20 protein-coding genes are annotated in these 24,310 nt (G+C 63.5%); 13 read left to right on the plus strand and 7 right to left on the minus strand.

The features are described from left to right. Positions 1 to 115 precede the first annotated feature (115 nt). The 3 genes from dxs to xseB form a co-directional block, all read right to left on the minus strand. Positions 116 to 2,011: a 1-deoxy-D-xylulose-5-phosphate synthase gene (gene dxs / locus BDD18_RS17870; RefSeq protein WP_142084837.1), complete on the minus strand. Its 1,896-nt coding sequence runs from the start codon at positions 2,009 to 2,011 to the stop codon at positions 116 to 118. Between the two features lie 101 nt (positions 2,012 to 2,112). Further along, positions 2,113 to 3,069: a polyprenyl synthetase family protein gene (locus BDD18_RS17875; RefSeq protein WP_142084839.1), complete on the minus strand. Its 957-nt coding sequence runs from the start codon at positions 3,067 to 3,069 to the stop codon at positions 2,113 to 2,115. After that, the gene (gene xseB / locus BDD18_RS17880) at positions 3,066 to 3,308 is read right to left on the minus strand and encodes an exodeoxyribonuclease VII small subunit (RefSeq protein WP_044398212.1); all 243 of its coding nucleotides are present in this window, start codon (positions 3,306 to 3,308) and stop codon (positions 3,066 to 3,068) included. Before xseB ends, BDD18_RS17875 begins: the two co-directional genes overlap by 4 nt. 308 nt (positions 3,309 to 3,616) lie before the next feature. Here xseB and BDD18_RS17885 point away from each other — a divergent pair, with 308 nt between their 5' ends. From BDD18_RS17885 to flhC, 5 genes are all read left to right on the plus strand, one after another. Beyond that, positions 3,617 to 4,756, plus strand: coding sequence for an aromatic ring-hydroxylating oxygenase subunit alpha (locus BDD18_RS17885; protein WP_066691197.1), 1,140 nt, complete (start codon positions 3,617 to 3,619; stop codon positions 4,754 to 4,756). A gap of 177 nt (positions 4,757 to 4,933) precedes the next feature. After that, on the plus strand, positions 4,934 to 5,845 hold the full coding sequence (locus tag BDD18_RS17890; protein ID WP_142084841.1) for a DMT family transporter: 912 nt from the start codon (positions 4,934 to 4,936) through the stop codon (positions 5,843 to 5,845). A gap of 99 nt (positions 5,846 to 5,944) precedes the next feature. Beyond that, positions 5,945 to 6,844 carry a sulfurtransferase gene (locus BDD18_RS17895; protein WP_142084842.1) on the plus strand — a complete coding sequence of 300 codons (900 nt, stop codon included), beginning with the start codon at positions 5,945 to 5,947 and terminating at the stop codon, positions 6,842 to 6,844. A gap of 231 nt (positions 6,845 to 7,075) precedes the next feature. Continuing rightward, positions 7,076 to 7,402 carry a flagellar transcriptional regulator FlhD gene (gene flhD / locus BDD18_RS17900; RefSeq protein ID WP_044398361.1) on the plus strand — a complete coding sequence of 109 codons (327 nt, stop codon included), beginning with the start codon at positions 7,076 to 7,078 and terminating at the stop codon, positions 7,400 to 7,402. Positions 7,403 to 7,459: 57 nt separating this feature from the next. Further along, positions 7,460 to 8,008, plus strand: coding sequence for a flagellar transcriptional regulator FlhC (gene flhC, locus BDD18_RS17905; protein WP_044398204.1), 549 nt, complete (start codon positions 7,460 to 7,462; stop codon positions 8,006 to 8,008). 112 nt (positions 8,009 to 8,120) lie between these two features. Here the strand turns inward: flhC and BDD18_RS17910 are convergent, their stop codons facing one another. Continuing rightward, on the minus strand, positions 8,121 to 8,669 hold the full coding sequence (locus BDD18_RS17910) for a FlgO family outer membrane protein (RefSeq protein ID WP_142084844.1): 549 nt from the start codon (positions 8,667 to 8,669) through the stop codon (positions 8,121 to 8,123). A 10-nt stretch (positions 8,670 to 8,679) separates the two neighbouring features. Further along, complete coding sequence (locus BDD18_RS17915) at positions 8,680 to 9,447, minus strand: hypothetical protein (protein WP_142084846.1); 768 nt, start codon at positions 9,445 to 9,447, stop codon at positions 8,680 to 8,682. Positions 9,448 to 9,595: 148 nt separating this feature from the next. Here BDD18_RS17915 and BDD18_RS17920 point away from each other — a divergent pair, with 148 nt between their 5' ends. Next, on the plus strand, positions 9,596 to 10,816 hold the full coding sequence (locus tag BDD18_RS17920; protein ID WP_170207423.1) for a spherulation-specific family 4 protein: 1,221 nt from the start codon (positions 9,596 to 9,598) through the stop codon (positions 10,814 to 10,816). 361 nt (positions 10,817 to 11,177) lie between these two features. Continuing rightward, the gene (locus tag BDD18_RS17925) at positions 11,178 to 12,320 is read left to right on the plus strand and encodes an AI-2E family transporter (RefSeq protein ID WP_244939153.1); all 1,143 of its coding nucleotides are present in this window, start codon (positions 11,178 to 11,180) and stop codon (positions 12,318 to 12,320) included. 234 nt (positions 12,321 to 12,554) lie between these two features. On the opposite strand, the gene BDD18_RS17930 is transcribed toward BDD18_RS17925, so the two are convergent. Further along, a complete protein-coding gene (locus tag BDD18_RS17930; RefSeq protein WP_142084849.1) occupies positions 12,555 to 13,667 on the minus strand; it encodes an IS5 family transposase in 1,113 nt (370 codons plus the stop codon). Between the two features lie 227 nt (positions 13,668 to 13,894). Between BDD18_RS17930 and BDD18_RS17935 the strand changes: the two genes are divergently transcribed. Further along, positions 13,895 to 16,186: a putative bifunctional diguanylate cyclase/phosphodiesterase gene (locus tag BDD18_RS17935; protein WP_170207424.1), complete on the plus strand. Its 2,292-nt coding sequence runs from the start codon at positions 13,895 to 13,897 to the stop codon at positions 16,184 to 16,186. A 60-nt stretch (positions 16,187 to 16,246) separates the two neighbouring features. Here the strand turns inward: BDD18_RS17935 and ppc are convergent, their stop codons facing one another. Further along, positions 16,247 to 19,036, minus strand: coding sequence for a phosphoenolpyruvate carboxylase (gene ppc / locus BDD18_RS17940; protein WP_142084853.1), 2,790 nt, complete (start codon positions 19,034 to 19,036; stop codon positions 16,247 to 16,249). A gap of 138 nt (positions 19,037 to 19,174) precedes the next feature. On the opposite strand from ppc, the gene hemC reads away from it, so the two are divergent. The 5 genes from hemC to BDD18_RS17965 all read left to right on the plus strand — a co-directional run bounded on the left by hemC (position 19,175) and on the right by BDD18_RS17965 (position 24,269). Next, complete coding sequence (gene hemC / locus BDD18_RS17945; RefSeq protein WP_142084855.1) at positions 19,175 to 20,119, plus strand: hydroxymethylbilane synthase; 945 nt, start codon at positions 19,175 to 19,177, stop codon at positions 20,117 to 20,119. 17 nt (positions 20,120 to 20,136) lie between these two features. After that, positions 20,137 to 20,946 carry a uroporphyrinogen-III synthase gene (locus tag BDD18_RS17950; protein ID WP_142084857.1) on the plus strand — a complete coding sequence of 270 codons (810 nt, stop codon included), beginning with the start codon at positions 20,137 to 20,139 and terminating at the stop codon, positions 20,944 to 20,946. Further along, positions 20,943 to 22,055 carry a uroporphyrinogen-III C-methyltransferase gene (locus BDD18_RS17955; RefSeq protein ID WP_142084859.1) on the plus strand — a complete coding sequence of 371 codons (1,113 nt, stop codon included), beginning with the start codon at positions 20,943 to 20,945 and terminating at the stop codon, positions 22,053 to 22,055. Before BDD18_RS17950 ends, BDD18_RS17955 begins: the two co-directional genes overlap by 4 nt. A gap of 14 nt (positions 22,056 to 22,069) precedes the next feature. Next, complete coding sequence (locus tag BDD18_RS17960; RefSeq protein ID WP_142084861.1) at positions 22,070 to 23,350, plus strand: heme biosynthesis protein HemY; 1,281 nt, start codon at positions 22,070 to 22,072, stop codon at positions 23,348 to 23,350. Between the two features lie 343 nt (positions 23,351 to 23,693). Next, complete coding sequence (locus BDD18_RS17965) at positions 23,694 to 24,269, plus strand: cytochrome b (RefSeq protein WP_142084864.1); 576 nt, start codon at positions 23,694 to 23,696, stop codon at positions 24,267 to 24,269. The last annotated feature ends 41 nt before the right edge of the window (positions 24,270 to 24,310 follow it).

Consider the following 24,310-nt stretch of genomic DNA (forward strand, 5'->3'; position numbering starts at 1 on the left):
GCGCAAATCAGAGCGCGGCGATGCAGAACTTTGAGCAGCCCCCTGCAGCAAGACCAAGTTGGCCACGTGGAGCGCTGCACATGCTGACGTGCGGAACAATGTCCGCAGCGGGCAGTCAGCCCTCTGCCGTTGCAAAGAACCGCTTGGCGATGGACTGTTGGATGCCATCGGCATCTAAGCCCTGCAGGGCGAGTAGCTTCGCGGGGTCGCCGTGCTCAATGAACACATCTGGCAAACCGAGCTGCAGTACAGGCAAGGTAATGCCCGCAACATTCAAGGCTTCCGTGACGGCGCTGCCCGCACCGCCCATGATGGCGCCCTCTTCCACGGTCACCAGTGCATCGTGCTGAGAAGCGACCTGCAGTAGCAGATCCACATCGAGCGGCTTGGCCCAGCGCATGTTGACAACGGTGGCGTTCAACGATTCAGCCGCCTGCAGTGCGGGGTACAGCAAGGTGCCGAAGGCCAGGATGGCCACACGCGGCGCGGCGAGGTCATCCGTCGCCACGCGTTCACGGCGGATCTCCCCCTTGCCGAAGGGCAAGCCTTCGAGCGAAGCCAGGGGGGCCACACCTGCGCCGCTGCCGCGCGGGTAACGCACGGCAACCGGGTGGTCTTGTTCAAAAGCCGTGCTGAGCAGCTGGCGGCACTCGCGCTCATCCGCAGGGCAAGCCATGCTCATGTTGGGAATGCAGCGCACAAAAGGAATGTCGTACGCACCCGCGTGCGTCGCGCCATCAGCGCCCACCAGCCCCGCGCGGTCCAGTGCGAATACGACGGGCAGGTTTTGCAGGGCCACGTCGTGGATCAACTGATCGTACGCACGCTGCAGGAAGGTGGAGTAGATCGCCACGACCGGCTTCACGCCTTCGCACGCCATACCGGCGGCAAACGTCACCGCATGCTGCTCGGCAATGCCGACGTCGTAGTACCGATCAGGGAAGCGCTTTTCAAACTCCACCATGCCCGAGCCTTCGCGCATCGCGGGCGTGATGCCCACCAGTCGACCGTCTTGCGCCGCCATGTCGCACAACCATTGACCAAACACCTGGGTGAAGGTTTGCTTGGGTGCAGCCGTGCTTTTGACCAGGCCCACGGCCGGGTCGAACTTGCCAGGGCCGTGGTAAGCCACCGGGTCTGCCTCGGCCAGCTTGTAGCCCTGCCCTTTTTTGGTGACGACGTGCAGGAACTGCGGGCCCTTGAGGCCCTTGATGTTCTCCAGCGTGGGAATCAGCGAGTCCAGGTCGTGCCCGTCAATGGGGCCGATGTAGTTGAAGCCGAACTTTTCAAACAGCGTGGCTGGCACCACCATGCCCTTGGCCTGCTGTTCAAAGCGCTTGGCCAGCTCCAGCAGCGGCGGCACCGGCCGCAGCACGGTCTTGCCCACATTCTTGGCAGCCGCGTAGAACTGGCCGCTCATGAGCTGGGCCAGGTAGCGGTTGAGCGCACCCACGGGTGGGCTGATGCTCATGTCGTTGTCGTTCAGGATGACCAGCAGATTCGCATCGGTCACGCCACCGTTGTTCAGGGCTTCAAAGGCCATGCCTGCAGTCATGGCGCCATCGCCAATGATGGCCACTGCGTAACGATCTTCCCCCTTGCGCTTGGCCGCCATGGCCATGCCCAGCGCCGCAGAAATGCTGGTGCTGGAGTGCGCCGTGCCAAAGGTGTCGTACGGACTCTCAGCCCGCTGCGGAAAACCAGAGATACCGCCCAGCTGTCGCAACGTGTGCATGCGGTCACGGCGGCCGGTGAGGATCTTGTGCGGATAGGTCTGGTGGCCCACATCCCACACCAGGCGGTCTTCCGGGGTGTTGAACACATGGTGCAACGCCACGGTCAGCTCCACCGTTCCCAGGTTGGAGCTGAGGTGACCGCCGGTTTGAGAAACGCTCTCCAGTACAAAACCACGCAGCTCGGTGGCCAGCACCTTGAGGTCTGCCCGGGACAGTTTGCGCACGTCTGCCGGATCGTTGATGGTTTGCAGCAGGGGGTAGGAAGTCGTGGCCATTTACTATTCTTTTAATAGCTGCCGGCGCTTATATATCAAGCGCTAGCGGCTGATTTAAACATCAATCCGAACGCAACTGGCAAGGCAGTCCCGATGAAAAGTCAGTGCGATCTGCGCACCACCATGTCAGCCAAAGCCGCCAGGGCGCGCACGTCAGCTAGGCCACTATCGGCCAAGGCCGCATGGGCTTGTTCAAGCAACTGCGAAGCGTACTGCTGAGCGCGCTCCAGCCCCAGCAGCGACACATAGGTCGGCTTGTCGCTGGCAGCGTCTTTGCCCGCGGTTTTGCCCAACGTGACCGAGTCTGCCGTGACGTCCAGGATGTCATCCACCACCTGGAAGGCCAGACCCACCGCCGCGCCATAACTTTGCAGAGCGGCACGGGCTGTGGCCTGAGCCCCTGCACAGGTCGCGCCCATCATCACGCTGCCTTCGAGCAACGCTCCAGTCTTGAGGCGGTGCATCTGGCGCAATTGGTCTTCGGTGAGTGACAAGCCGACGCTTGCCAAATCAATCGCCTGCCCTCCGGCCATGCCGGCCGAGCCCGCAGCATGGGCCAGTTGGCGGCACAGCTGGGCCTGCACAGCGGCAGGAATCCGTTCATCGTCGGGGGTCAGCAGCTCAAAAGCGAACGCCTGCAACGCATCGCCAGCCAGCAAAGCCTGGGCCTCGCCAAACTGCACGTGCACGGTGGGTTTGCCACGGCGCAGCACATCGTTGTCCATGCACGGCATGTCGTCGTGCACCAGCGAATAGGCGTGAATCAGCTCCACAGCGCACGCTGCGCGCAGAGCGGCTTCATCAGCACCGCTGCGCTGCGTCACATCCAATGCGGTCGATTGGGCGCTGAGGGCCGCCTCGTAAGCCGCCAGAACGAGCAAGGGGCGCAGGCGCTTGCCACCATCCAGAACTGCGTAGCGCATGGCATCGCCCAGACCTGCCGGGGCCTCAATGCCCACCCAGCGGGACAGCGCGTCTTCCACACGGCCCAGGTGGTGCTTGCTCCACCCGTTCAAATCCCAAGCGGCCAGAGATGCAGGAGTCATGGCGGCGCTCATTCTTGCCCCCACGCTTGCAGACTGCCTTCGTCCAATACCTTGATCTGGTCTTGCACAGCATCGAGCCGCTTGCGGCAAAACGCCAGCAAGGCAGCGCCCCGCTGATAGCCCGCCAGCATCTGATCCAAGGGCATCTGGCCGGATTCGATGCGGCCAACCAGTTGCTCCAATTCTTCCAGCGCCAGCTCATAGCTGGCGGGTTCGTTGGGCAGATCGGTCTTGGGAGAAGCCTTGGGCATGGGCAGTGGGCGGCTGGCGCGGGTAAAACCGGGGATTTTAGGCGCAGCATCCACAGAGCTTTGCCTTTGGGACACGTTTGCGAGTGCCAAGAGCTTTTCAGCAGGCGGTGAAGAACTTGCGCAAACCCTGCTCTGGGTCAAGCCCGCGGCACCAATACACGCAAGGGGTGCGCGGGAATAACCCCACCGTCTATAATCCCATTCTCGTCGAGCCGGCTACCTACCCTAGCCGGTTTCTTTTTTCCAGATGCGCATTTGCGCACCTCCCGCACTTTCTCCCTGTGGGGAGTCTTTAGGTCAGGTCACCCATGTCTGATTTAAGTCTTCAACTGCAGCAGGCCGCGAGCCAACTACCAGTTTCGAGCTATTTTGACGATGCGCTGTTCCAGCGCGAGCTGGAGACCATCTTCCAGCGCGGGCCCCGCTACGTGGGGCACCAACTTTCTGTGCCCAACGCGGGCGATTACTACGCATTGCCCCAAGAGGGCGAGGGCCGTGCCTTGGTGCGCAACGCCCAGGGCGGGGTGGAGCTCATCTCCAACGTGTGCCGCCACCGCCAGGCCGTGATGCTCAAGGGCAAAGGGTCGCTGCAAACGCAGCAAAAAGGCAGCGCGGGCGGCAACATCGTGTGCCCGCTGCACCGCTGGACTTACAGCCCCAAGGGCGAATTGCTGGGCGCGCCGCACTTTGCGCACGACCCCTGCCTGAACCTGAACAACTACAAGTTGCGCGAGTGGAACGGCCTGCTGTTTGAAGACAACGGCTACGACGTGGCGGCAGACCTGGCGCAAATGGGTCCCAAGGCCGATTTGAGCTTTGACGGCTATGTGCTCGACCATGTCGAACTGCACGAGTGCAACTACAACTGGAAGACCTTCATTGAGGTCTATCTGGAGGACTACCACGTCGGCCCCTTCCACCCAGGTCTGGGCAGCTTTGTGACCTGCGACGACCTGCGCTGGGAGTTCGGCAAGAACTATTCGGTGCAAACCGTGGGCGTGGCCAACCGCCTGGGCAAGGCGGGCAGCCCCGTGTACGAACGCTGGCATGAAGCCCTGCTGGCCTACCGTAACGGCGTTCCACCAAAGCACGGAGCCATCTGGCTCACGCTGTACCCGCACATCATGGTGGAGTGGTATCCCCACGTTCTGACCGTGTCCACACTCCACCCCATCAGCCCGACCAAGACGCTGAACATGGTGGAGTTCTACTACCCCGAAGAAATCGCAGCCTTCGAGCGCGAATTCGTGGAGGCGCAAAAGGCCGCCTACATGGAAACCTGCATCGAAGACGACGAGATCGGCGAACGCATGGACGCGGGCCGCAAGGCCTTGCTGGAACGCGGCGACAACGAAGTCGGCCCCTACCAGAGCCCCATGGAAGACGGCATGCTGCACTTTCACGAGTGGTACCGCCAGACCATGGGCAGCGCGGTGCCTCAACGCTGAGGCCACCCGGCGCGTCACCAATCTGCGGCCAAGAGCCAATCGTCCAAATACGGCGGTAAACCACCGCCAGTAACGCGGACGTGCCCTCGCCGCTCTCATTAGAATAGCTGCCAGCGCTGGAAACTCCAGCCTTGGCGGCTATTTTTATTTCAACTCTCTGACCAGGTTCCACGTTCCATGCAAGCACTCTGGATGGTGTTGGCCGCCTTCATATTTGCCAGCATGGGGGTGTGCGTGAAGATGGCTTCGGCCCACTTCAACGCAGCAGAACTGGTCTTCTACCGCGGCCTCATTGGCATCGCCATCCTGTGGATGCTGGCGCGGTCCCAACAAATCACCCTGGCAACCCGCTACCCCGGCATGCATGCCTGGCGCAGCCTGGTGGGTGTGGCCTCTCTGGGCGCCTGGTTCTACGCCATCGGCAAACTCCCCCTGGCCACCGCCATGACGCTCAACTACATGAGCAGCGTGTGGATTGCCGCCTTCCTGGTGGGCGGCGCGTTGATGGCCTGGCGCCCCACTGCCGCCACCCCGCGCCCGGCATTTCAGGGCTCATTGGTCCTCACGGTGCTGACGGGGTTCGTGGGCGTGGTGCTCATGCTGCGCCCCAGCCTGGACCAGAACCAGGCGTTCGCGGGCCTGGTGGGACTCCTCTCGGGCATGACGGCCGCGTTTGCCTACATGCAGGTGGTGGCGCTTTCGCGATTGGGCGAGCCTGAATCACGTACCGTGTTTTACTTTGCCGTGGGCTCTGCTGTGGCGGGGGGCGTGGCCATGGTCTTCACTGGCACGTCGGCCTGGCCGGGCTGGCCCGCACTGTGGTTGCTGCCTATCGGCGTTTTGGCGGCTGCAGGGCAGCTGTGCATGACGCGCGCTTACTCCACAGCCAAAACCTCGCGCGGCACGCTGGTGGTGGCCAATTTGCAGTACTCGGGCATTGTGTTCGCTGCCATCTACAGCGTGGTGTTGTTTAACGATCAGATCCCCCCGATTGGATGGCTGGGTATGGTGCTGATCGTGGGCAGCGGCATTGTGGCCACTGTGCTGCGCGCCCGCGCCGCACCCGACACCCCCGCGGAAGAACACTGATACACCCAGCGGCATGCGCACGGCACAAAATACGTTTTTTGCACTCACCCGTGCCCTCGCCCACCGCGCACCGATGTGCGCCTCCAGGAGCTTCCACCCATGACCTACACGACCCTGATTGCCGCCACGGAACTGCAAGCCCTGACCGCCAGCGGCCAGCCGCTGATGGTGTTTGACTGCAGCTTTGACCTGACCAGCCCATCTGCTGGGGCGCAGCAATTTGCGCAGGCCCACATTCCCGGTGCCGTGTATGCCGACCTGGACAAGAACCTGAGTGCCAAGCACGGTGCGCCAGGCGCACATGGCACGCTGGTGGCACAAGAGGCAGACCAGCCCGCATCCGGCGGCCGCCACCCTTTGCCCAGCCGTGAGCGTTTTGCCATGTGGCTCTCGAGCGTGGGTTTTTCCAACGACATGCAGGCCGTGGTGTATGACCGCCAGGGTGCCAACTACTGCGGGCGGCTGTGGTGGATGCTCAAATGGGCAGGCCACGATGCGGTGGCCGTGCTCGACGGCGGCTTGCAAGCCTGGCAGACCGCAGGTGGCGCCGTGGCCAGTGGCGACGAGCCCGCGCATTTTCAAAGCCACTTTACTTTGCACACGCCGCTGCGCCGCTTGGTCACAGCCAGCGAAGTGCTACAAAATCTGCAGCAGCCCACGCAGACGGTGGTGGATGCGCGGGCCACACCACGCTACCGGGGCGAGACAGAGCCGCTGGATCCTGTGGCCGGTCACATTCCGGGCGCGCTGAACCGGCCCTTTGGCCTGAACCTGGGTTCAGACGGCCGCTTCAAGCCCGCAGCACTGCTGCGCGCCGAGTTCGATGAACTTTTGGCAGGCCGTAACCCTGACACCGTGGTGCACCAATGCGGCAGCGGGGTCAGCGCCATCCCCAACCTGCTGGCCATGGAAGTCGCAGGTCTCGGAAAAACATCACTTTTTGCGGGCAGCTGGAGCGAATGGTGCAGCGACCCGGCGCGTCCGGTCGAGCGGGGCTGAGCAGCCCTGGGGTGCTGCCAAGTAGCAGCGTTTTACAAGGGCGCTGCAAGCCAAAGCCTTCGGCGCGTGTAAGGCAAATTCCTACAAACGCCCACCCAAAACCAGACACTCCGCACAGTCAAAAACGGACTTAATTTTTGATTGGGGCAGTTTCACAATCCATTTCAACGGATCACGCAAAACATGCAACCGCATGAAACGCAGATCCAGCCAATGGAAAAGGAAGCCGCCATGACCAACGAACAAATCCTCGCCGAAATCCGCGAAGCCAACCTCACTTACCTGATGCTGGCCCAAAACCTGATTCGCCAGGACAAGGCCGAAGCCGTGTTCCGTCTGGGGCTGAACGAAGAGGCCGCTGACATCCTGGCCTCGCTGTCGGCAGCCCAGGTGCTCAAGCTGGCGTCACGCAACACGCTGCTGTGCAGCTTCCGCGTGGACGACAACCTGGTGTGGAGCTTGTTGACCAACCACACGGCCAAGAAGGTGGGCAACGAAGCCACCAACACCCTGCACGCCAACATCCTGATGGCCAGCCGCGTGTCGGAAGTGCTGTAAGGCACACCCACTTCTCGCTCTTCGCCCTCGAACCCGACCATTTCTCGAAAGCCTGCCATGACCGCCACTCCCACCGTCGCCAAAAGCGTGCTGAATGAATCCAAGCAGATCGAACGCGCTGCCATGCTCATCCAGATGGGAGCCCGTATGCAGGTGCTGGAGTCGGAAACCACTCTGTCGTACGAGCGCCTGATCCGCCTGTACAAGGAAATCGCAGGCAAGTCGCCCTCCAAAGGCCAGCTGCCCTTCTCGACCGACTGGTTCCTGACCTGGCAAGAAAACATCCACAGCTCGCTGTTCCTGAACATCTACGAATACCTGTCCAAGGGCGTGGATCTGGATTCGGTGGAACTGCTGACCAAGGCCTACCGCCTGTACAACGAGCAAGTGGCCACCGCCGAGATCGAGCCGCTGCTGTCTTTCACCCGCGCATGGCGCCTGGTGAAGTTTGTGGACGCAGGCATGCTCACCCGCACCAAGTGCAGCCAGTGCGGCGGCCAGTTTGTGACCGAGCTGTATGAAAACCGCCACTTCACCTGCGGCCTGTGCAACCCACCCGCACGCGCAGGCAAGAGCAAGTCTGCCGGTGCGTTGATGCTGCATTGATGAACAAAATGGCCTCTAGCGCTTGATGAGTAAGCGCCACCAGCTATCAATTAAATAGCAAATCCAAAGCCAAAAGCGAGCTTGACGCTCGCTTTTGGTTTTTCAGCCCTTCTCAATAGCGCAAGCCGCCGCTGGCGAGCAACACCCGCACGTTCTCATCCATCGGCACAGCGTAGTTGTGGGCGGCCACCACGGTGTTGCCCACCGGGGTTACCAGTTTCAGGCTGATGTACAGCGCCGACGCTGACGCCGCGTAGGTGCCCACCACCACCGCTTGCGCATCATGGCTCTGGCTCACCTCGCGCACCTCGCGCGACAGCAGCAGTTCGCCTTGGTCTCTTTGCAGCGCCACGCTGTCGCGCAGTTTCAACTCCACCACGCGCACGCCACGCTGCACCATGCGCCCGGCGATCTGCTCAGAAAAAATGCGCCCCAGGCGCGAGGACTCGCTCAGCCGGTCCACCTGGACGAGCGTTGCCACCATCACCGGGTGCTGCGCATCCAGCGGCGCGTTGGCCAGCAAGGCGTCCACCGCACGGTGGTTGGTTTCGATCAGGTCGGTGGGAAACCAGGTCGCACCCGGCTTGTCACCGTAATAAAAGCTGCTGCACCCGGTCAGACCGATGAGCGCAGCGGCGCTGAAGAAATTTCGGCGTTTCATGGCAAGCGGCTCATGGCGTGGCGGGGGTCGCCCACACGGGCGTTGGCGCGGTCACGCGCCAGCTCTTGACCGGCGTGGGTGGCGGCGGAGGCGGTGGAGGCGGCTCTGGCAAATACAGCGGCGCATCGCCACGTTCGATGTAATACAGGTCGGCCGAGCCCGCCAGGTAGCGGTCGGTGGTTTTCAGCGAGGTGGTGATGAGCACTTCCGTGCGCGTGGGGCCACCCGCCGCATCACCTTGCGTATAGCGCTGAGCAAGGTCTACCGCCAGGCCCGTGCCCACGCCCAGCAGCGTGGCCATGCCGGGCAGCAGGCTGCGGTCCGGGTAGTGCTCGCGCCAATCGCGCCAAACGCCTACGCCCGCACCCAACGCCGTCCAGTGCAGCGGCACGGGCGAGCTTGCAGACAGCGGCTCCAGGTGTTGCACCAGCTGGGCCTCGAATTGCAGTTCCACCTCGGTGGGCCCCGTTGCCAATGTCACGCCCCGGTTGAGCAACTGCACACGCAGCAGCTTGAGAAAGCCCTGACTGAAGGTGGATTTGTCAGTCACCGTGAGATGAATGGGATGCTCACCCGCGGGCCAGGCGGCAATTTTTTCAGCCACCCGCGCCGCCACATCATTGGCCAGCACATCCCAGTGGTGAACGGCCCGGGCTTTTTTCTGGCCCGTGGCGGGGTAGTTGTCAGCGCGCGGCACATCCAGCGTGCCGCAGCCAGCCAGCAGCAAGGCCGCCAGCAACGCGGCAGAGGACGAAGTGCGGAATGTGCAAGAGGGCATGGCACGCATCGTAGCGGCGTACCAGCCGCGCAATCCGGGCAACAAGGCCTGTTTTTCCACCCAAAACCCAGGTTCCGCCGCTTGGCGCAGCGCGCGCCTGGCATGACAATCCTCCAAATCAACAACCTCTCACCACACCATGCAACCCATGCACAACAAACACCGCATCGCAACCCTGCTGGCATTGACGGCGGCCCTGGCGGGTTGCGGCGGTGGGACAGATAAGAACAACACGCCCGCACCGGCTCCGGCGCCAGTGCCCTCTGCCCCCATCGGTGTGAACTTTGTGCTACCCAGCAACAATGTGCTGGAAGCCGGTGCGTCTGACGGCTTGGTGGTGAACGTGTCGGTCAATGGCAGCCCAGCCCCCAATGGAACCAACGTCACACTGGAAGTGAACCCCGCCGCAGCCGCCACCGTGGCGCCCGTGGCGCCCTCCACCGTGGGCGGCGTGGCCAGTGCCACCCTGAGCGTGGGCAGCAGCGTGGCCGCATCGGCTACGTTCCAGGTCAAGGCATCGGCTGTCAGCCAGAGCAATACCGCCATGGACATGGTCACCTACTACGTGAGGCCCACACCCAAGGCCCTGCAGGTGCTGGTGCCTGCGTACTTCAGCAGCACCGGCACATCTTCCCCTTGGAACACGCTCACCGCCGGAGCAACCAGCTACCCGGATGTCCAAATCACCGCCATTGCCAATCCCCACAACGGGGTGATTACGGCCAGCACCAAGGTCGATGCAGATGCCTTGAAGGCCATCACCGCCTTCAAGGCAGTGACTGGCACCACCAACAAGGTGGTGGGCTATGTGGCCACAGCATCGGGTAGCAGCGGCGAGCTTTCGGTGACCGATGTGAAGGCCACCATTGATAACTACCTCACGCTGTACCCTGGCGTGCTCGATGGGTTTTTCCTGGATGGCATGTCTACCGACAGCAACCGGCTGGTCTACTTCCAGGACATTTACAGCTATGTGCAGGGCAAGGGAAGCTACAAAGTGATCGGCAATCCCGGCACCTACCCCGCAGCCGCCTACGCCAGCGCCAACTCTGGCACGGGCGTGGCCGATGTACTCGTCACATATGCCGGCAACGCTGCTGCTTACCAAGCCATTGACCCGCAGCCCGCTCACACCTGGGTCTACGCCAAGGACAACGCCGCCCAGGCCATGCTGCTGCACACCGCCAGCACATGCACCGACATGCAGACGGCGCTGGCCAAGGCCAATAGCCCGCGCATGAACACAGGCATGGTCTACGCAACCAACCTGACCATCGGCACGCCTTGGTCGGCGCTGCCCACCTACTGGCCGCAGTTGCTGGGCACGGTGGACGCCATCAACAAGAAACGCACCCTTCCTTCCTGCTGAACAAGGACGGGTGAGCAAGGCCGGTGCTGATGCAGCCCGGGCCTTGCCACTGAACGCAAATCCACCGACTAAGGCCGTGCCCACACCCCAGCAATGGCTGTGGTGCTTCGCCCAAGTTGCTCAACCGCTGTAGAAGGCTCTGCTAAAGGCTTTAGCAGCTAAATTGCGACGCAGGCGGCCACCTACACACAGCGGGCTGGAGCTGCCCCACAATCCGCGCATGAACGCGTCTGTTACAGCTCCACAGCCCTCCCCCACACTGCCCTCAGAGCCGGGCGCGGCCCTGGCGCCGCACTCGGAAGAAACCCCTCGCAGCGCCGATGCAGCGCAGGCGGCAGCGGACGATGCCCCGCGCGAAGCCATGACTGGCACAGAGCCCCCCGCCTCCCCGCCTGCCCCCGCACCCCTCATGCTCCACATGCCAGTGGATGTGCGCAACCTGTCGTTGGCGCTGCTGGCCTTGTTCGCCAGTGTGGCGCTGCTGCACTGGGCTAGCGCAGTGTTCATCCCCATCATGCTGAGCCTGCTGCTGACCACCGCGCTGCGCCCCCTGGTGGATGTGCTGTACCGCTACCACGTGCCGCGCTGGCTCAGTGCCGGCGCACTGCTCATCAGCCTGGTGCTGGGGCTGGCCAGCGCCGCGTGGTCGCTGAGCGACGGCGCCACCCAACTGGTGGACTCGCTGCCCGTGGCCGCCAAGAAAGTGCGCGACAACCTCAAGGCGCGCGCGGGCGGCAGCAGCCCGCTGGACACCGTGCAGAAGGCGGCCACCCAGATCGAGCAGGCCGCCACCGAGAACAGCACCACCAGCCCACCCCGGCGCGGTGTGCAGCGGGTGGTGGTGGAGCGCCCGCCGTTCAATGTGCGTGACTACCTGTGGAGCGGCACCATGGGGTTGATGTCTGCGCTAGGCCAACTCACGGTGGTGGTGTTTCTCACGTTTTTTGCACTGGCCTCGGGTAACCTGTTTCGCAACAAGCTGCTGCGCATTGCAGGCACCAGCCTGGAGCGCCGCAAGATCACCATCCATGTGCTGGAAGACATTACCAACCAGATTCAGCGCTATTTGTTGGTGCAGGTCTTCACGAGTGTGCTGGTGGGCGTGGCCACAGGCCTGGCCTATTGGGCCCTGGGGCTGGAAAACGCGGCCGTATGGGGTGTGGTGGCTGGGGTGCTGAACCTGGCGCCGTACATTGGCTCTGCGCTGGTCACCGGGGCGTCGGCGCTCGTGGCCTTCCTGCAGTTCGGCTCGTTCGACATGGCCCTGGCCATTGGTGGTGCATCGCTCGTGATCCACACCATCGTCGGCAACCTGCTCACACCTTGGCTCACCAGCCGCACCAGCAGCATGAGCCCCGTCGCCGTGTTCGTGAGCGTGCTGGCCTGGGGCTGGCTCTGGGGCCTGTGGGGGCTGCTACTGGGCATTCCCGTCATGATGGCCGTGAAGGCGGTGTGCGACCGGGTGGAAGACTTGAAGGCAGTGGGTGAGTTGCTGAGCGACTGAGCGCGGCTCACAAAGCTCCCCTGGCGTCGTTGTCTCCGCCTTGCCTTACGCCTGTACTGCCTGCGGCGAAACGCCCAGCCAGAGCCGCTTCGCTGAGTTTTGTTCGCCGCCCTAACAGGCTGCTGAAATACTCCCCGCCGCAGCCCAGCCCACCTCCCCGCTTTTGACGGAACCGCCTGATTTTTCAGCAGTCTGGGCCTGTTTTGCTCGTTTTTGAGCCCTTTTCTTCGCCCTTTACACCCCGCTGGCACCCTGCAGACGCACCTGTCCCAAGGTGCGCATGCGCGTGAGGTTGTACGCAGCCATGTTCAGCACAAACAACTGGTCGACCTTTTGCAGTCCGCGCACCATCACTTGCCGGATGCTGCCGATCATCTTGGCCCAGCCAAAGCCTTGTTCGATCAGCTTTCTCTTTTGCTGGGAGATGGCGTAGCCTTCGCTGTTTGCAATCGCGTCAGGAACTGCCGACTGGCGCCCCGACTTGTTCTGCGCTACATGGGGCAGCACGTTCATCTCTTGCAGCGCGTCGATGAACTCCCTGGCGTCGTAACCCTTGTCTGCGCCCAGCGTGATCGTGATGGGGTCATCGCCGGGCAGTGCCTGTCGCGCATCGTTGATCATGGCCTTGGCCGCTTCGCGCTCTGCATATCCGTCGGCCTGTGTGACCACGGCGCTGACCACCAGCCCGTGGCGGTTGTCGGTGAGCGTGTGGCCCATGAAGCGCAACTCGCTGGCCGTTTTGCCCTTGCGGTACAGCCTTGCGTCCGCGTCCGTTGTGGACTCGTGGGTGTCGTTGCTGCGCTTTTGGTCTTTGAAGTTCCCCGCGTCGGTATCGTCGTCGCCCTGGCGGTCTTTGCGCACAAAACTCTTGTGGCCCGCCCAGGCCTGGATCAGGGTGCCATCCACGCTGAAGTGCTCGCCCGAGAGCAGTTCCTGCTCCTGGGCTTGTTGCACGATCTGATTGAAGAACTCGATGACCGCATCGTGCTCGATCAGGCGTTCGCGGTTCTTGCTGAAGACGGTGGGCACCCAAACGGCATCGTCCATGGCCAGGCCAATGAACCAGCGAAACAGAAGGTTGTACTGGGTCTGCTCCATGAGCTGGCGCTCCGAGCGCACGCTGTAGAGCACCTGGATGAGCATGGCGCGCAGCAGCTTCTCGGGGGCAATGCTGGGGCGCCCGCCCTTGATGTCGGCCGCATACATCTGGGCAAACAAATCGTCCATCTTCTGCAGGGCCTTGTTGACCATGATGCGGGTCACCCGCAGGGGGTGATCGGCGGGCACGAAGTCATCGAGATGGCGCATCGTGAACAGGCTCTCGGTGAAGGTGTCGGCTCCGCGCATGGATGGCTCGTCTGTCTGGTCAGTGGGGGGCTTGATTGTCGCGGCTGGGCGGCTGTCGCGGACTGTCGGTGGGGAGTATTTCAGCAGCCTGCTAAACCCCGATGACCAAGGGGCTCTGATCGGAACCAGCGCACTGGCCATAATTTTGCTACGATATGCTAAAAATCGCAACAATGCTAAATTCATTCATCTCTGAAATGCGCTTGCTGCGTAATGGCATCCGAACCATGTATGGGGACACTGGAGCCGCTGCAGGGCGCATTCGCCATGAACACCTCAGTGCGGTCCTGCGACTGACCCCCATGGCCATGGTGGCCAACATGGGCAATGCTTCACTCATTTTGTGGAGCTTCAAAGACAGCCTGACCCCAGGGCTCTTCAGCTGGTGGGCGGTGATGATGACGCTGGCCAGCCTGTCGTTGCTTAGCTGGTTTCGGTTTCGGAATCGCAGCTCCACCAAGGTGTCCTGCCGCGCCATCCGCCGCTCTACCCTGCACGCTGGCGTGCTGGCGCTGGCCTGGGGTTGTCTTCCCGTGGTGTGGTTCGCCGATGCAGGGCACAGCCAGCAGGTGGCGATTACCGCCCTGTTCACCGGGATGATGGGGGCTGGCGCCTTTGTGCTGGGCGCCCTGCCGCTGGCCAGCATGGCGTATGTGGCAGTGTTCGCAGCATCGGCCTTGTGGGCACTGGCACGCGCAGGAGAACCGCAGTTCATCGCTTTTGCCCTTCTGGTGCTGCTGTATGCGTTCATGGTGCTGGTCGGCGGCATTTCGTACTGGCGCAAGGCCACCGCGCTGATCCTGGCCAGAAACGAGGCCGTCCGGCACGAACAAATGCTGGCGGTGGTGCTGCAGGACTTCGAACAACGTGCAACCGACGCCCTGTGGGAAATCGACACCGAGGGTCGCTTGCAGCAGCCCTCTGCGCGCTTGGCCAAGCTGCTGCACACCGCACCGGACACGCTCCGGGGCCTCTCGCTGGTGCCTTGGCTGGAGCAACATACGTTGAGTGGCAGCGGCGACCTGGCCCAGGCGCTGGCCAAAGGCGTGCCATTCCATAACGTGGCTGTGGTGATTGAACAGGGTGGCCAGCAGTGCCATCTGGCGCTCCAAGGCAAGCCGTTGTTCGATGAACTGGGGCAGCACTCGGGCTGGCGGGGTGTGGTGTCAGACCGTACCGCCATTGAACAAGCGCAGCAGTTGCTGCAAAGGCAAGCCCACACCGACTCGCTCACTCAACTGGCCAACCGGCTTTCGTTGCATGCCGCCATCGAGCAGCAACTGCGCGTGAAACCACATTCAGGCGCATTGCTACTGCTGGATCTGGACCATTTCAAAACCATCAATGACAGCCTGGGGCACTCCGTAGGCGACACGCTGCTCACCTGCGTGGCTGAGCGTTTGCTGCAACATGCACCGCCACACAGCCTGGTGGCCCGGCTCGGCGGGGATGAGTTCGCCATATTGCTGCACCACAACGACACGGGGGCAGACACCACCGAAGCGCAAGCACTGGCCTCACGGCTGGTGACGGCACTCTCACGCCCCTACCAGATCAAAGAGCGGCGATTGCGAGTGGGCGCCAGCGTAGGCATTGCGCTGATAGACGGTGAAGTCACCCATGTGGACGAATTGCTGGTGCGGGCCGACATTGCGCTGTATGACGCCAAGGCCCATGGCCGGGGGCGCGCTGCCGAATACACCCATGCATTGCGAGAACGCACCCGCCGGCGGGCAGAGGTGGAAGAAGGCTTGCGCCAGGCTGTCCGCCGCGACGAACTCAGCCTGCATTGGCAGCCCAAGGTGGATCTCTCCACCTGGAAAATCACCGGCACCGAAGCCTTGCTGCGTTGGGAAAGCCCGCAGTTGGGCAAAGTGAGCCCTGGCGAGTTCATCCCAGTGGCTGAGCAAGAAGGCATGATGGATCTGATTGGCCTGTGGGCGCTGCGCCATGCGTGCGAATGCGCGCGGAACCAGCTCAAAGGCGTGCGCGTGGCCGTGAATGTCTCGCCCGTACAGCTGGCCGATCCCGAATTTGTATCGCTTGTGCAATCGGTGCTGGAATCCACAGGCCTGCCTGCTGACCGGCTGGAACTGGAAATCACGGAATCGGTGTTCATCGAAGACACCGAAGCCGCGCTCAAGCAACTGCATGCATTGCACGCCCTGGGCATTCACGTGGCGCTGGACGACTTCGGCACCGGCTATTCATCGCTGAGCTACCTGTGCCGCTTCCCCTTCAGCACCCTCAAGATCGATCGCAGCTTTGTGCAGGAAGCCATGGAGCGCCCTGAGGCGCTGGCCGTGGTGCAGCACATTGCGCAGCTGGCACGGTCCCTGAAAATGCGCACCGTGTGTGAAGGCGTAGAAACCCCTGAGCAACTGGCCATGGTGATTGGCGCGGGCATTGACGAAGCGCAGGGCTACCTGCTGTCTGCCCCCAAACCCCTGGAGTTTTTCAACTCGTTCACCGAGGACTGGAACACGCAGCAGGCGCCGCTGGAATATCTGCCGGAATAAAGGAACCAGCGAGGCTTGCAGCTAACCTCGCACGTTCTTCTCTGCAGGTGCTGCGCGCAATCAACCCGTGTTGCGCAATCCGGCAGCAATCCCGTTGATGGAGATGTGGATACCTGTCTGCACCCGCTCATCGCCCTGCCCCGCGCGCCAGCGGCGCACCAGTTCGACCTGCAGATGGTGCAGCGGGTCGATGTACGGAAAACGGTGCTTGATGGACCGCGCCAGGGCCGCGTTGTGCGCCAGGCGCTGCTTGTCGCCAGTGATGCGGGTGAGCGCATCGGCCGTGCGGTGCCACTCAGCCTCGATGGCGGTGAACACCTTCTTGCGCAGGCGGGCGTCGGTCACCAACTCGCTGTAGCGGGATGCCAGAGCCAGATCGCTCTTGGCCAGCACCATGTCCATGTTGGACAGCAGCGTGCGGAAGAACGGCCACTGCCGGTACATGCGCTGCAGCAGGGCCAACTGGGTCTTGGGGTCTTTGCCCTCGGCATTCACAAAGGCTTCGACGGCAGAACCAAAGCCAAACCACCCCGGCAACGTAAGACGGCACTGCCCCCAGCTGAAGCCCCACGGAATGGCACGCAAGTCCTCGATCTTCTGGCTGGCCTTGCGCGATGCGGGGCGCGATCCAATATTCAGCTCGGCGATCTCGCGGATGGGCGTGGAGTTGAAGAAGTACTCGGTAAAGCCCGAGGTCTCGTACACCAGCGCGCGGTAGCTGGCCATGCTGGCCAGCGAGAGCTGCGCAGCAGCGTCCAGAAACGCCTTGGTGGCAGGCTTGGTGGGCTGCAGCAAGGTGGCTTCGAGCGTGGCGGCAACCAGGGTTTCGAGGTTGCGGCGGCCGATTTCGGGGTTGGCGTATTTCGACGCGATGACTTCGCCCTGCTCCGTCAGGCGAATCTGCCCGCGCACCGTACCAGGCGGCTGCGCCAGGATGGCCTGGTAGCTGGGGCCGCCGCCCCGGCCCACGGTGCCGCCCCGGCCGTGGAACATGCGCAGCTGGATGCCGTGGCTGGTGGCGAGTTCGTCGAAGAGTTCGACGAGGGCAATCTCGGCGCGGTACAGCTCCCAGTTGCTGGTGAAGATGCCGCCATCCTTGTTGCTGTCGCTGTAGCCGAGCATGATGTCCTGCTCACCACCACTGCGCTGCACCAATGCTGCCACGCCGGGCAGCGCATAGAACTCGCGCATGATGGGCGCGGCGTTGCGCAGGTCTTCAATGGTTTCAAACAGCGGCACCACGATGAGGTGGTTCTTCGATTCGGCATCGAGCGTGCCGTTCATCAAGCCCACTTCCTTTTGCAGCAGCAGCACTTCGAGCAGGTCGCTCACCGTTTCGGTGTGGCTGATGATGTAGTGGCGAATGGCCTCGTGGCCAAACCGCTCACGCATCACCCGGGCGGTTTCAAAAATGGCAAGCTCGCCCTGGGTGTGGGCCGAATACTCGGCGCACACCACGCGCAGCGGGCGTGCGTCATTCAGCAGCTTGATCAGCAGCGCGCGCTTGGCGGCCTCTTGCAGGCCCGCGTAGTTCGGCTCGATGCGCGCCTTGGCCAGCAGCTCGGCCACCACCTCTTCGTGCTTGTCAGAGCTTTGGCGCAGGTCTACCGTGGCCAGGTGGAAGCCAAACACCTGCACGGCGCGGATCAGCGGGTGCAGACGCTCTTGTGCCAGCGCTTCGCCATGGTGCGACTTGAGTGAGGCTTCAATCACGCGCAGATCGGCCAGAAACTCCTCTGCGCTGGCGTAGGCATTCTGGGGCGCAACGGCATGGCGCGCGGCCTCGCCGCCCGTCAGGTCTTTGAGCGATGCCGCCAGGCGGGCGTAAATGCCGGTGAGGGCGCGACGATAAGGCTCATCCACACGATGCTCGCTGGTGTCGGGCGAGCGCTGAGCCAGGGCTTCCATCTCGGGCGACACCCGCACCAGGCGCGCGGACAAAGACAGTTCTCCGCCCAGGTAGTGCACCTCGGTCAGGTAGTGGCGCAGCGCCACGTCAGACTGTCGGCTCAGTGCGTATTGCAGCGTTTGCGCTGTGACGTTGGGGTTGCCGTCGCGGTCGCCGCCAATCCATTGGCCCATGCGCAGAAAGCTGTGCACGGGGTATTGGCCCAGTTCGGCTTCCAGGTCGGCGTAGATCTTCGGGATCTCGCGCAGGAAGGTGGCTTCGTAATACGACAGCGCGTTCTCGATCTCATCGGCCACGGTGAGCTTGCTGTAGCGCAGCAGGCGCGTTTGCCACAGCTGCGCCACGCGGGCACGCAGCAAGGCTTCGTTGGCGGCCAGTTCGCGAGGGGTGAGCGCGTCCTTGGCGCTGTTGTACAGCTGCGCGCGCACCTGGATGTCATCGCGCACGGCCAGCAGTTGGGCGATGTCGCGCTCGGCGTCCAGAATGCTCTTGCGCTGAACTTCGGTGGGGTGGGCGGTGAGCACGGGTGCCACGTAGCTGCCGGCCAGCGTTTGCGAAATCGTCTTGGGCGCAATGCCGGCCCAGCGCAGGCGCGACAGGGCCACTTCAATGCTGCCTTCTTGCGTATCGCCCGCACGTTCATGCACGGCGCGGCGGCGGATGTGGTGGCGGTCTTCGGCCAGGTTGGCCAGGTGACTGAAGTAGGTGAAAGCGCGGATCACGCTCACCGTCTGGTCGCCCGAGAGGGACTTGAGCAGCTTCTTGAGCGCGCGGTCGGCGTCCTGATCGGCATCGCGGCGGAAAGCCACAGACAGCTTGCGCACCTGCTCGACCAGTTCGTAGGCCTCCACCCCCTCTTGCTCACGGATCACGTCGCCCAAAATACGCCCCAGCAGGCGGATATCGTCAATCAGGGGCTGGTCCTTGTCGGATCGTTTCATGCGCGAGGGTCTCCGGAGATGGGAAAGAGGTGCCCGATCAGCGCCGCTACTGCAATAGACACGCGCCACATCAAGGTCACCGATGCGGGCGCATGCTAGCATCGCCCGCCGCAGAATGATTACAAACAGGTTACGAACTTGAGCCCCGTCCAATCCCCCCTTTCCATCGTCATCGCCACCCGCGAAAGCCGCCTTGCGCTGTGGCAGGCAGAGCATGTGCAGGCACTTTTGCGCGCAAGGGGCCACTCTGTGGAACTGCTGGGCATGACCACCAAGGGCGACCGGATTCTGGACCGCTCGCTATCCAAGGTGGGGGGCAAGGGGCTGTTCGTGAAAGAGCTGGAAGTGGCGCTGGAAGAAGGCCGCGCCCACATCGCCGTGCACTCGCTCAAAGATGTGCCGATGGAGCTTCCTGAAGGCTTCGCACTGGCCTGCGTGATGGAGCGCGAAGACCCCCGTGACGCATTCGTTTCGCCGCGCTACGCCAGCCTGGAAGCGCTGCCGCAAGGTGCGGTGGTGGGCACATCCAGCCTGCGCCGCCAGGTGCTGCTGCAAGCCCTGCGGCCCGACCTGAAGATTGAGCCCCTGCGCGGCAACCTCGACACCCGTTTGCGCAAGCTCGACGAAGGCCAGTACGACGCGATTGTTCTGGCCGCAGCGGGCCTCAAACGGCTGAAGATGGGCGAGCGCATCCGCGCCACATTCGCCCCCACCGCCATGCTGCCTGCCGCGGGCCAAGGGGCCCTGGGCATTGAAGTGCGCAGTGATCGCCAAGACTTGATCGACGCCCTTGCGCCGCTGGCCCACATGCCCACCTGGCTGACGGTGACGGCCGAGCGCGCGGTGAGCCGTGCCATGGGTGGCAGCTGCTCCATGCCATTGGCCGCCCACGGCACCCTGACCGGCACCACCCTGCAGCTCGATGCCGCATGGGGCGACACGGAAGGCAAACTCCCCTTGGTGCGCACCAGCGCCAGTGCTACCGTCACCACGCTGGCCCAGGCGGATGCGTTGGGGCTTGCCATTGCACAGCAACTGCGCGATGGCGGTGCCGTCGGCACAACGCCTGCCACCGCGGGCTGAATCACCCAGGCGGCGCCTTGCATCCCCCGCAAGTCATCGTGACCCGGCCAGCGCGTGAAGCCGCGCACTGGGTGGGCCAGTTGACCCAACGTGGCATTGCTGCGGTAGCGTTGCCCTTGATCCACGTGGGCCCCGCCTCTGATCCCACGCTGCAACAGGCCCTGCAGCACGCATGCAGCCGTTTGGACAGCTACCGCGCTGCCATGTTTGTCAGCGGCAATGCTGCCTTGTATTTTCTTGAATCATTTCATGTTCTAGCGCCCACCCATCAAGCGCAAGCAGCTATCAAAACAAGAGCATGGTCACCCGGCCCAGGCACGGCGCGCGTGTTGCAAGAAGCGGGCTGGCCCGCCCCCCTGATTGATGGGCCCGCCGCCCACGCACCGCAGTTCGACTCCGAAGCGCTGTGGGAGCAAGTCCACACCCAGGTTCGCCCGGGGGATCGCATCCTGATCGTGCGCGGCCGCTCTGCCGGCGTGCATGAAACCCAGGGTTCCGGTCGCGACTGGCTGGCCCGCCAGATCGAAGCCGCCGGGGGGCATGTGGATTTCGTGGTGGCTTACGAGCGTGGCGCCCCGCAGCTATCAGTGGATGATTTGGCCCTCGCCCGCCAGGCATCCCACAACGGATCCCTGTGGCTGCTCAGCAGCTCCGAAGCCGTCGCCCATCTGGTCGAAGCGTTGCCGCAGCACCACTGGCACACCGCCCGCGCACTGGCCACCCACCCCCGTATTGCGCAGGCAGCCCACGACGCCGGCTTTGGCGAGGTGCGTGAATGCCGTCCAGCCCTTGCGGACGTGGTGGCCTCGATAGAATCGGGTGCATGAGCTCTGCGCCACCCAACGATCTTCCACAGCCCCCTGCCGCCGCCATTGCACCGCCCCCCGCTGAGGCAGTGATAGCGCCGGCCGCCGCGCCTGGGCGCGCCACGGGCGTGGGCATCACCCACTTGTTGCTGGGCGTGGTGGCGGCAGCGGCACTCGCCAGCAGCGTCATGCTGTGGCAAAAGCTCACCGGCATCCAGGAACAGCTGGCGCGGCAGTCGGCAGACTCGGGGGCGCTGGCGATTGAGGCGCGCACCATCGCCCGACAGGCGGAAGATCAAGTCCGAGAAACGTCTGCCCGGCTTTCGGTGGCAGAAGCCCGCGTGAGCGAGGTGGCGCTGCAACGCAGCCAGCTCGAAGAGCTGATGCAAAGCCTGTCGCGCTCGCGCGACGAAAACCTGGTGGTGGACATTGAATCAGCCATCAGGCTGGCGCAGCAACAGGCCCAGCTCACTGGCAGCCTCGATCCACTGGTCGCAGCACTGAAGTCGGCCGACCAGCGCATCGAACGCGCCGCCCAGCCTCGCCTGGCGCCCCTGCAAAGGGCCATCAGTCGCGATCTGGACCGGTTGACCCGCGCCGCCGTGACGGACACCGCTGGCCTGCTGGGTCGGCTGGACGAGCTGGTACGCCAGGTGGATGACCTGCCCGTGCTCAACGCCGTGGCGCAGGCAGCAGCCACGCGGCGGCTGTCAGCACCCGCCGCAACCAGCACCGCCGCAGACCTGGCCAACCTGCCCTGGTGGCAAGCCACCCTGCAGCGCAGCTGGGAAGTGGTGCGCGACGAAGCCCGCGGGCTGGTCCGCGTCAGCCGCATTGATCAGCCAGAAGCCATCTTGCTGGCCCCTGACCAGACCTTCTTCCTGCGCGAAAACCTCAAGCTCAAGCTGCTCAATGCCCGCCTGGGCGTGCTGGCACGGCAATACGACTCAGCCCGCGCCGACCTGTCAGCCGCTACCGCGGCGCTGAACAAATACTTTGACCCCGCCTCGCGCCGCACCCAGAACGCAGCCACCATGCTGCAGCAAGCCCAGCAGAACATGAAGGGCGCTGAGCTGCCACGGCTGGACGAAACCCTCTCTGCGCTGGCGACCGCCGCCGCAGGCCGATAAAGAGGGCCCCCAGCATGCGCGCAGCTCTCTGGCTCTTGGCATTGTTTGGCGTGGCCGTGGCTGCTGCGCTGTTTGCGGGCAACAACCAGGGCACTGTCACCCTGTACTGGCCGCCCTACCGCATCGATCTGTCACTGAATCTGGTCGTGCTGCTGCTGGTGGGCGGATTCACCACGCTGTACGCGGCCCTGCGGGCCCTGGCAGCCCTGCTGGCACTGCCCCACCAGGCCCGCCGCTGGCGCGTGCAGCAAAAAGAACGCGCCATGCACCATGCGCTGCTGGACGCGCTAACGCACATGCTGGCCGGGCGCTTCCTGCGCTCTCGCAAATCAGCGCTGGCTGCGCTGGCGCAAGAAGGTGCATTGCAGTCCGCTGGCGAGCCGGTACCCCATGGCAAGCAACTGCGCGCGCTGGCGCATTTGATTGCGGCCGAATCCTCCCATGCCCTGCAAGACCGGGCCACGCGCGAAAGCCACCTGCAAAACGCCCTGGAAGAGGCCCCCGCCAAGGGCAACGGGCAAGACCAGGAACTGCGTGAGGGAGCCCAGATTCGCGCCGCCCGCTGGAGCCTGGACGACCGGGACCCCAACGCAACCCTGGAGCGCCTCGCTGCGTTGCCACAAGGGGCGGCCCGTCGCACTCTGGCGCTGCGCATTCGCCTCAAGGCCACACGCCAGGCACGACAAACCCGTGAAGCGCTGGACACCGCCCGTTTGCTGGGCAAGCACCGCGCGTTCTCGGCAGGTGCTGCGCAAAGCATCATGCGCGGACTGGCCATTGAACTCATCCAGTCGGCGCACGACCCCGCGCAGCTGGTGCAGATCTGGGCATCGCTGGAAAACTCTGAGCGCAACATGCCCGAACTGGCGGTGCAAGCCGCCCAGCGCCTGGCCCATCTGGGTGGCGATCCGGCCCAGGTGCGAGCCTGGCTCCTGCCCGTGTGGGAACGCATGGTAGAGCTGCCCGATGGCCTGCCCGAAGGCCTGGCGCTGAAGCTCATCCATTGCCTAGAAGACGGGTTGTCCACCATCGACGCCGGCTGGCTGGCGCGCATTGAAGCAGCGCAGCAAGCCAACCCTCGCGATGCGCGGTTGCAGTACCTGGCAGGCATGGCCTGCCTGAAACGGCAGCTTTGGGGCAAGGCGCAGCAGTTGCTGACCCAAGCAGCATCCCAACTGACCGACAAAACCCTTCGCGCCAGTGCCTGGCGCAACTTGGCCGAGCTGGCAGAACAGCGGGGCGACAGCGAAGCCGCTGCCCGCGCCTGGAAATCTGCAGCGCAGCAGCAGCGCTGAGTTCGGAGGGCTGCAACGGCCCTCACGCCCCTTCTCCCTGCCTTTCTCAGCCAGCCCCGGTACGGCCAAGGTCTGCCGTACCGCCATGGCCCCCTCACCCTGGCCGCCTTGTAGATCCTTGGTGTTGATCACCAGGGAAAGCCACGTTTTGCGTGCAATGCGCCATCTCAAACGTTGGTGAACTTTGAGCGCAGAGGCTGTATCAATTCAGTTTTTTTGAATCAAGGCAACAATTCGCCTGAAACCGACACGGGCCCCCGCTTCCTAAACTGCAGGTATTGCAGCGCTGGCACTGGCTCCCAAGCCAGCCCTTCTGCCCCCTTACTTTCGACCAATCCACCCCATGTCTTCACTCTCTTACGAAACGGGCTCCAGGCCCCTGCGGTACTCAGGCACCGCTATGCTGCTGCACTGGGTGCTGGCCATCGCACTGGTCGCGATTTTTGGCCTGGGCCTTTACATGACCGGGCTTCCCTTCTCGCCCCAGCGGCTCAAGCTCTACAACTGGCACAAATGGGCGGGCGTGACGATTTTGGCGCTGTCCGTGCTGCGATTGGTGTGGCGCATCACCCACCGGCCACCGGCTTTGCCACGCGCCATGGAACGCGCCATGCCCGTGTGGCAAAAGGCGGCGCACCACGCCACGCACCACCTGCTGTATGTGCTGTTTTTCGCAGTGCCGTTGATTGGCTGGGCTTACAGCTCGGCCGCAGGCTTCCCCATCGTGTTCCTGGGCCTGTGGCAATTGCCCGACTTTGTGCCCGTGAGCAAGGAATTGGCCGAGGCGATCAAGCCCTGGCACGAGCTATCTGCCTATGCCATGGCAGGCCTGGTGGTGGTGCATGTGGCCGCAGCGCTCAAGCACCAGATCATTGACCGCGACGGCTTGCTGCAACGCATGCTGCCCGGCAAGCGCTGAAACAACCGCTGAACCCGCTTGCACCGCAAAACCAGCACTCT

This window comes from Acidovorax temperans, from assembly GCF_006716905.1.
In the GTDB taxonomy this organism is placed as follows: Bacteria; Pseudomonadota; Gammaproteobacteria; order Burkholderiales; family Burkholderiaceae_C; genus Acidovorax; species Acidovorax temperans.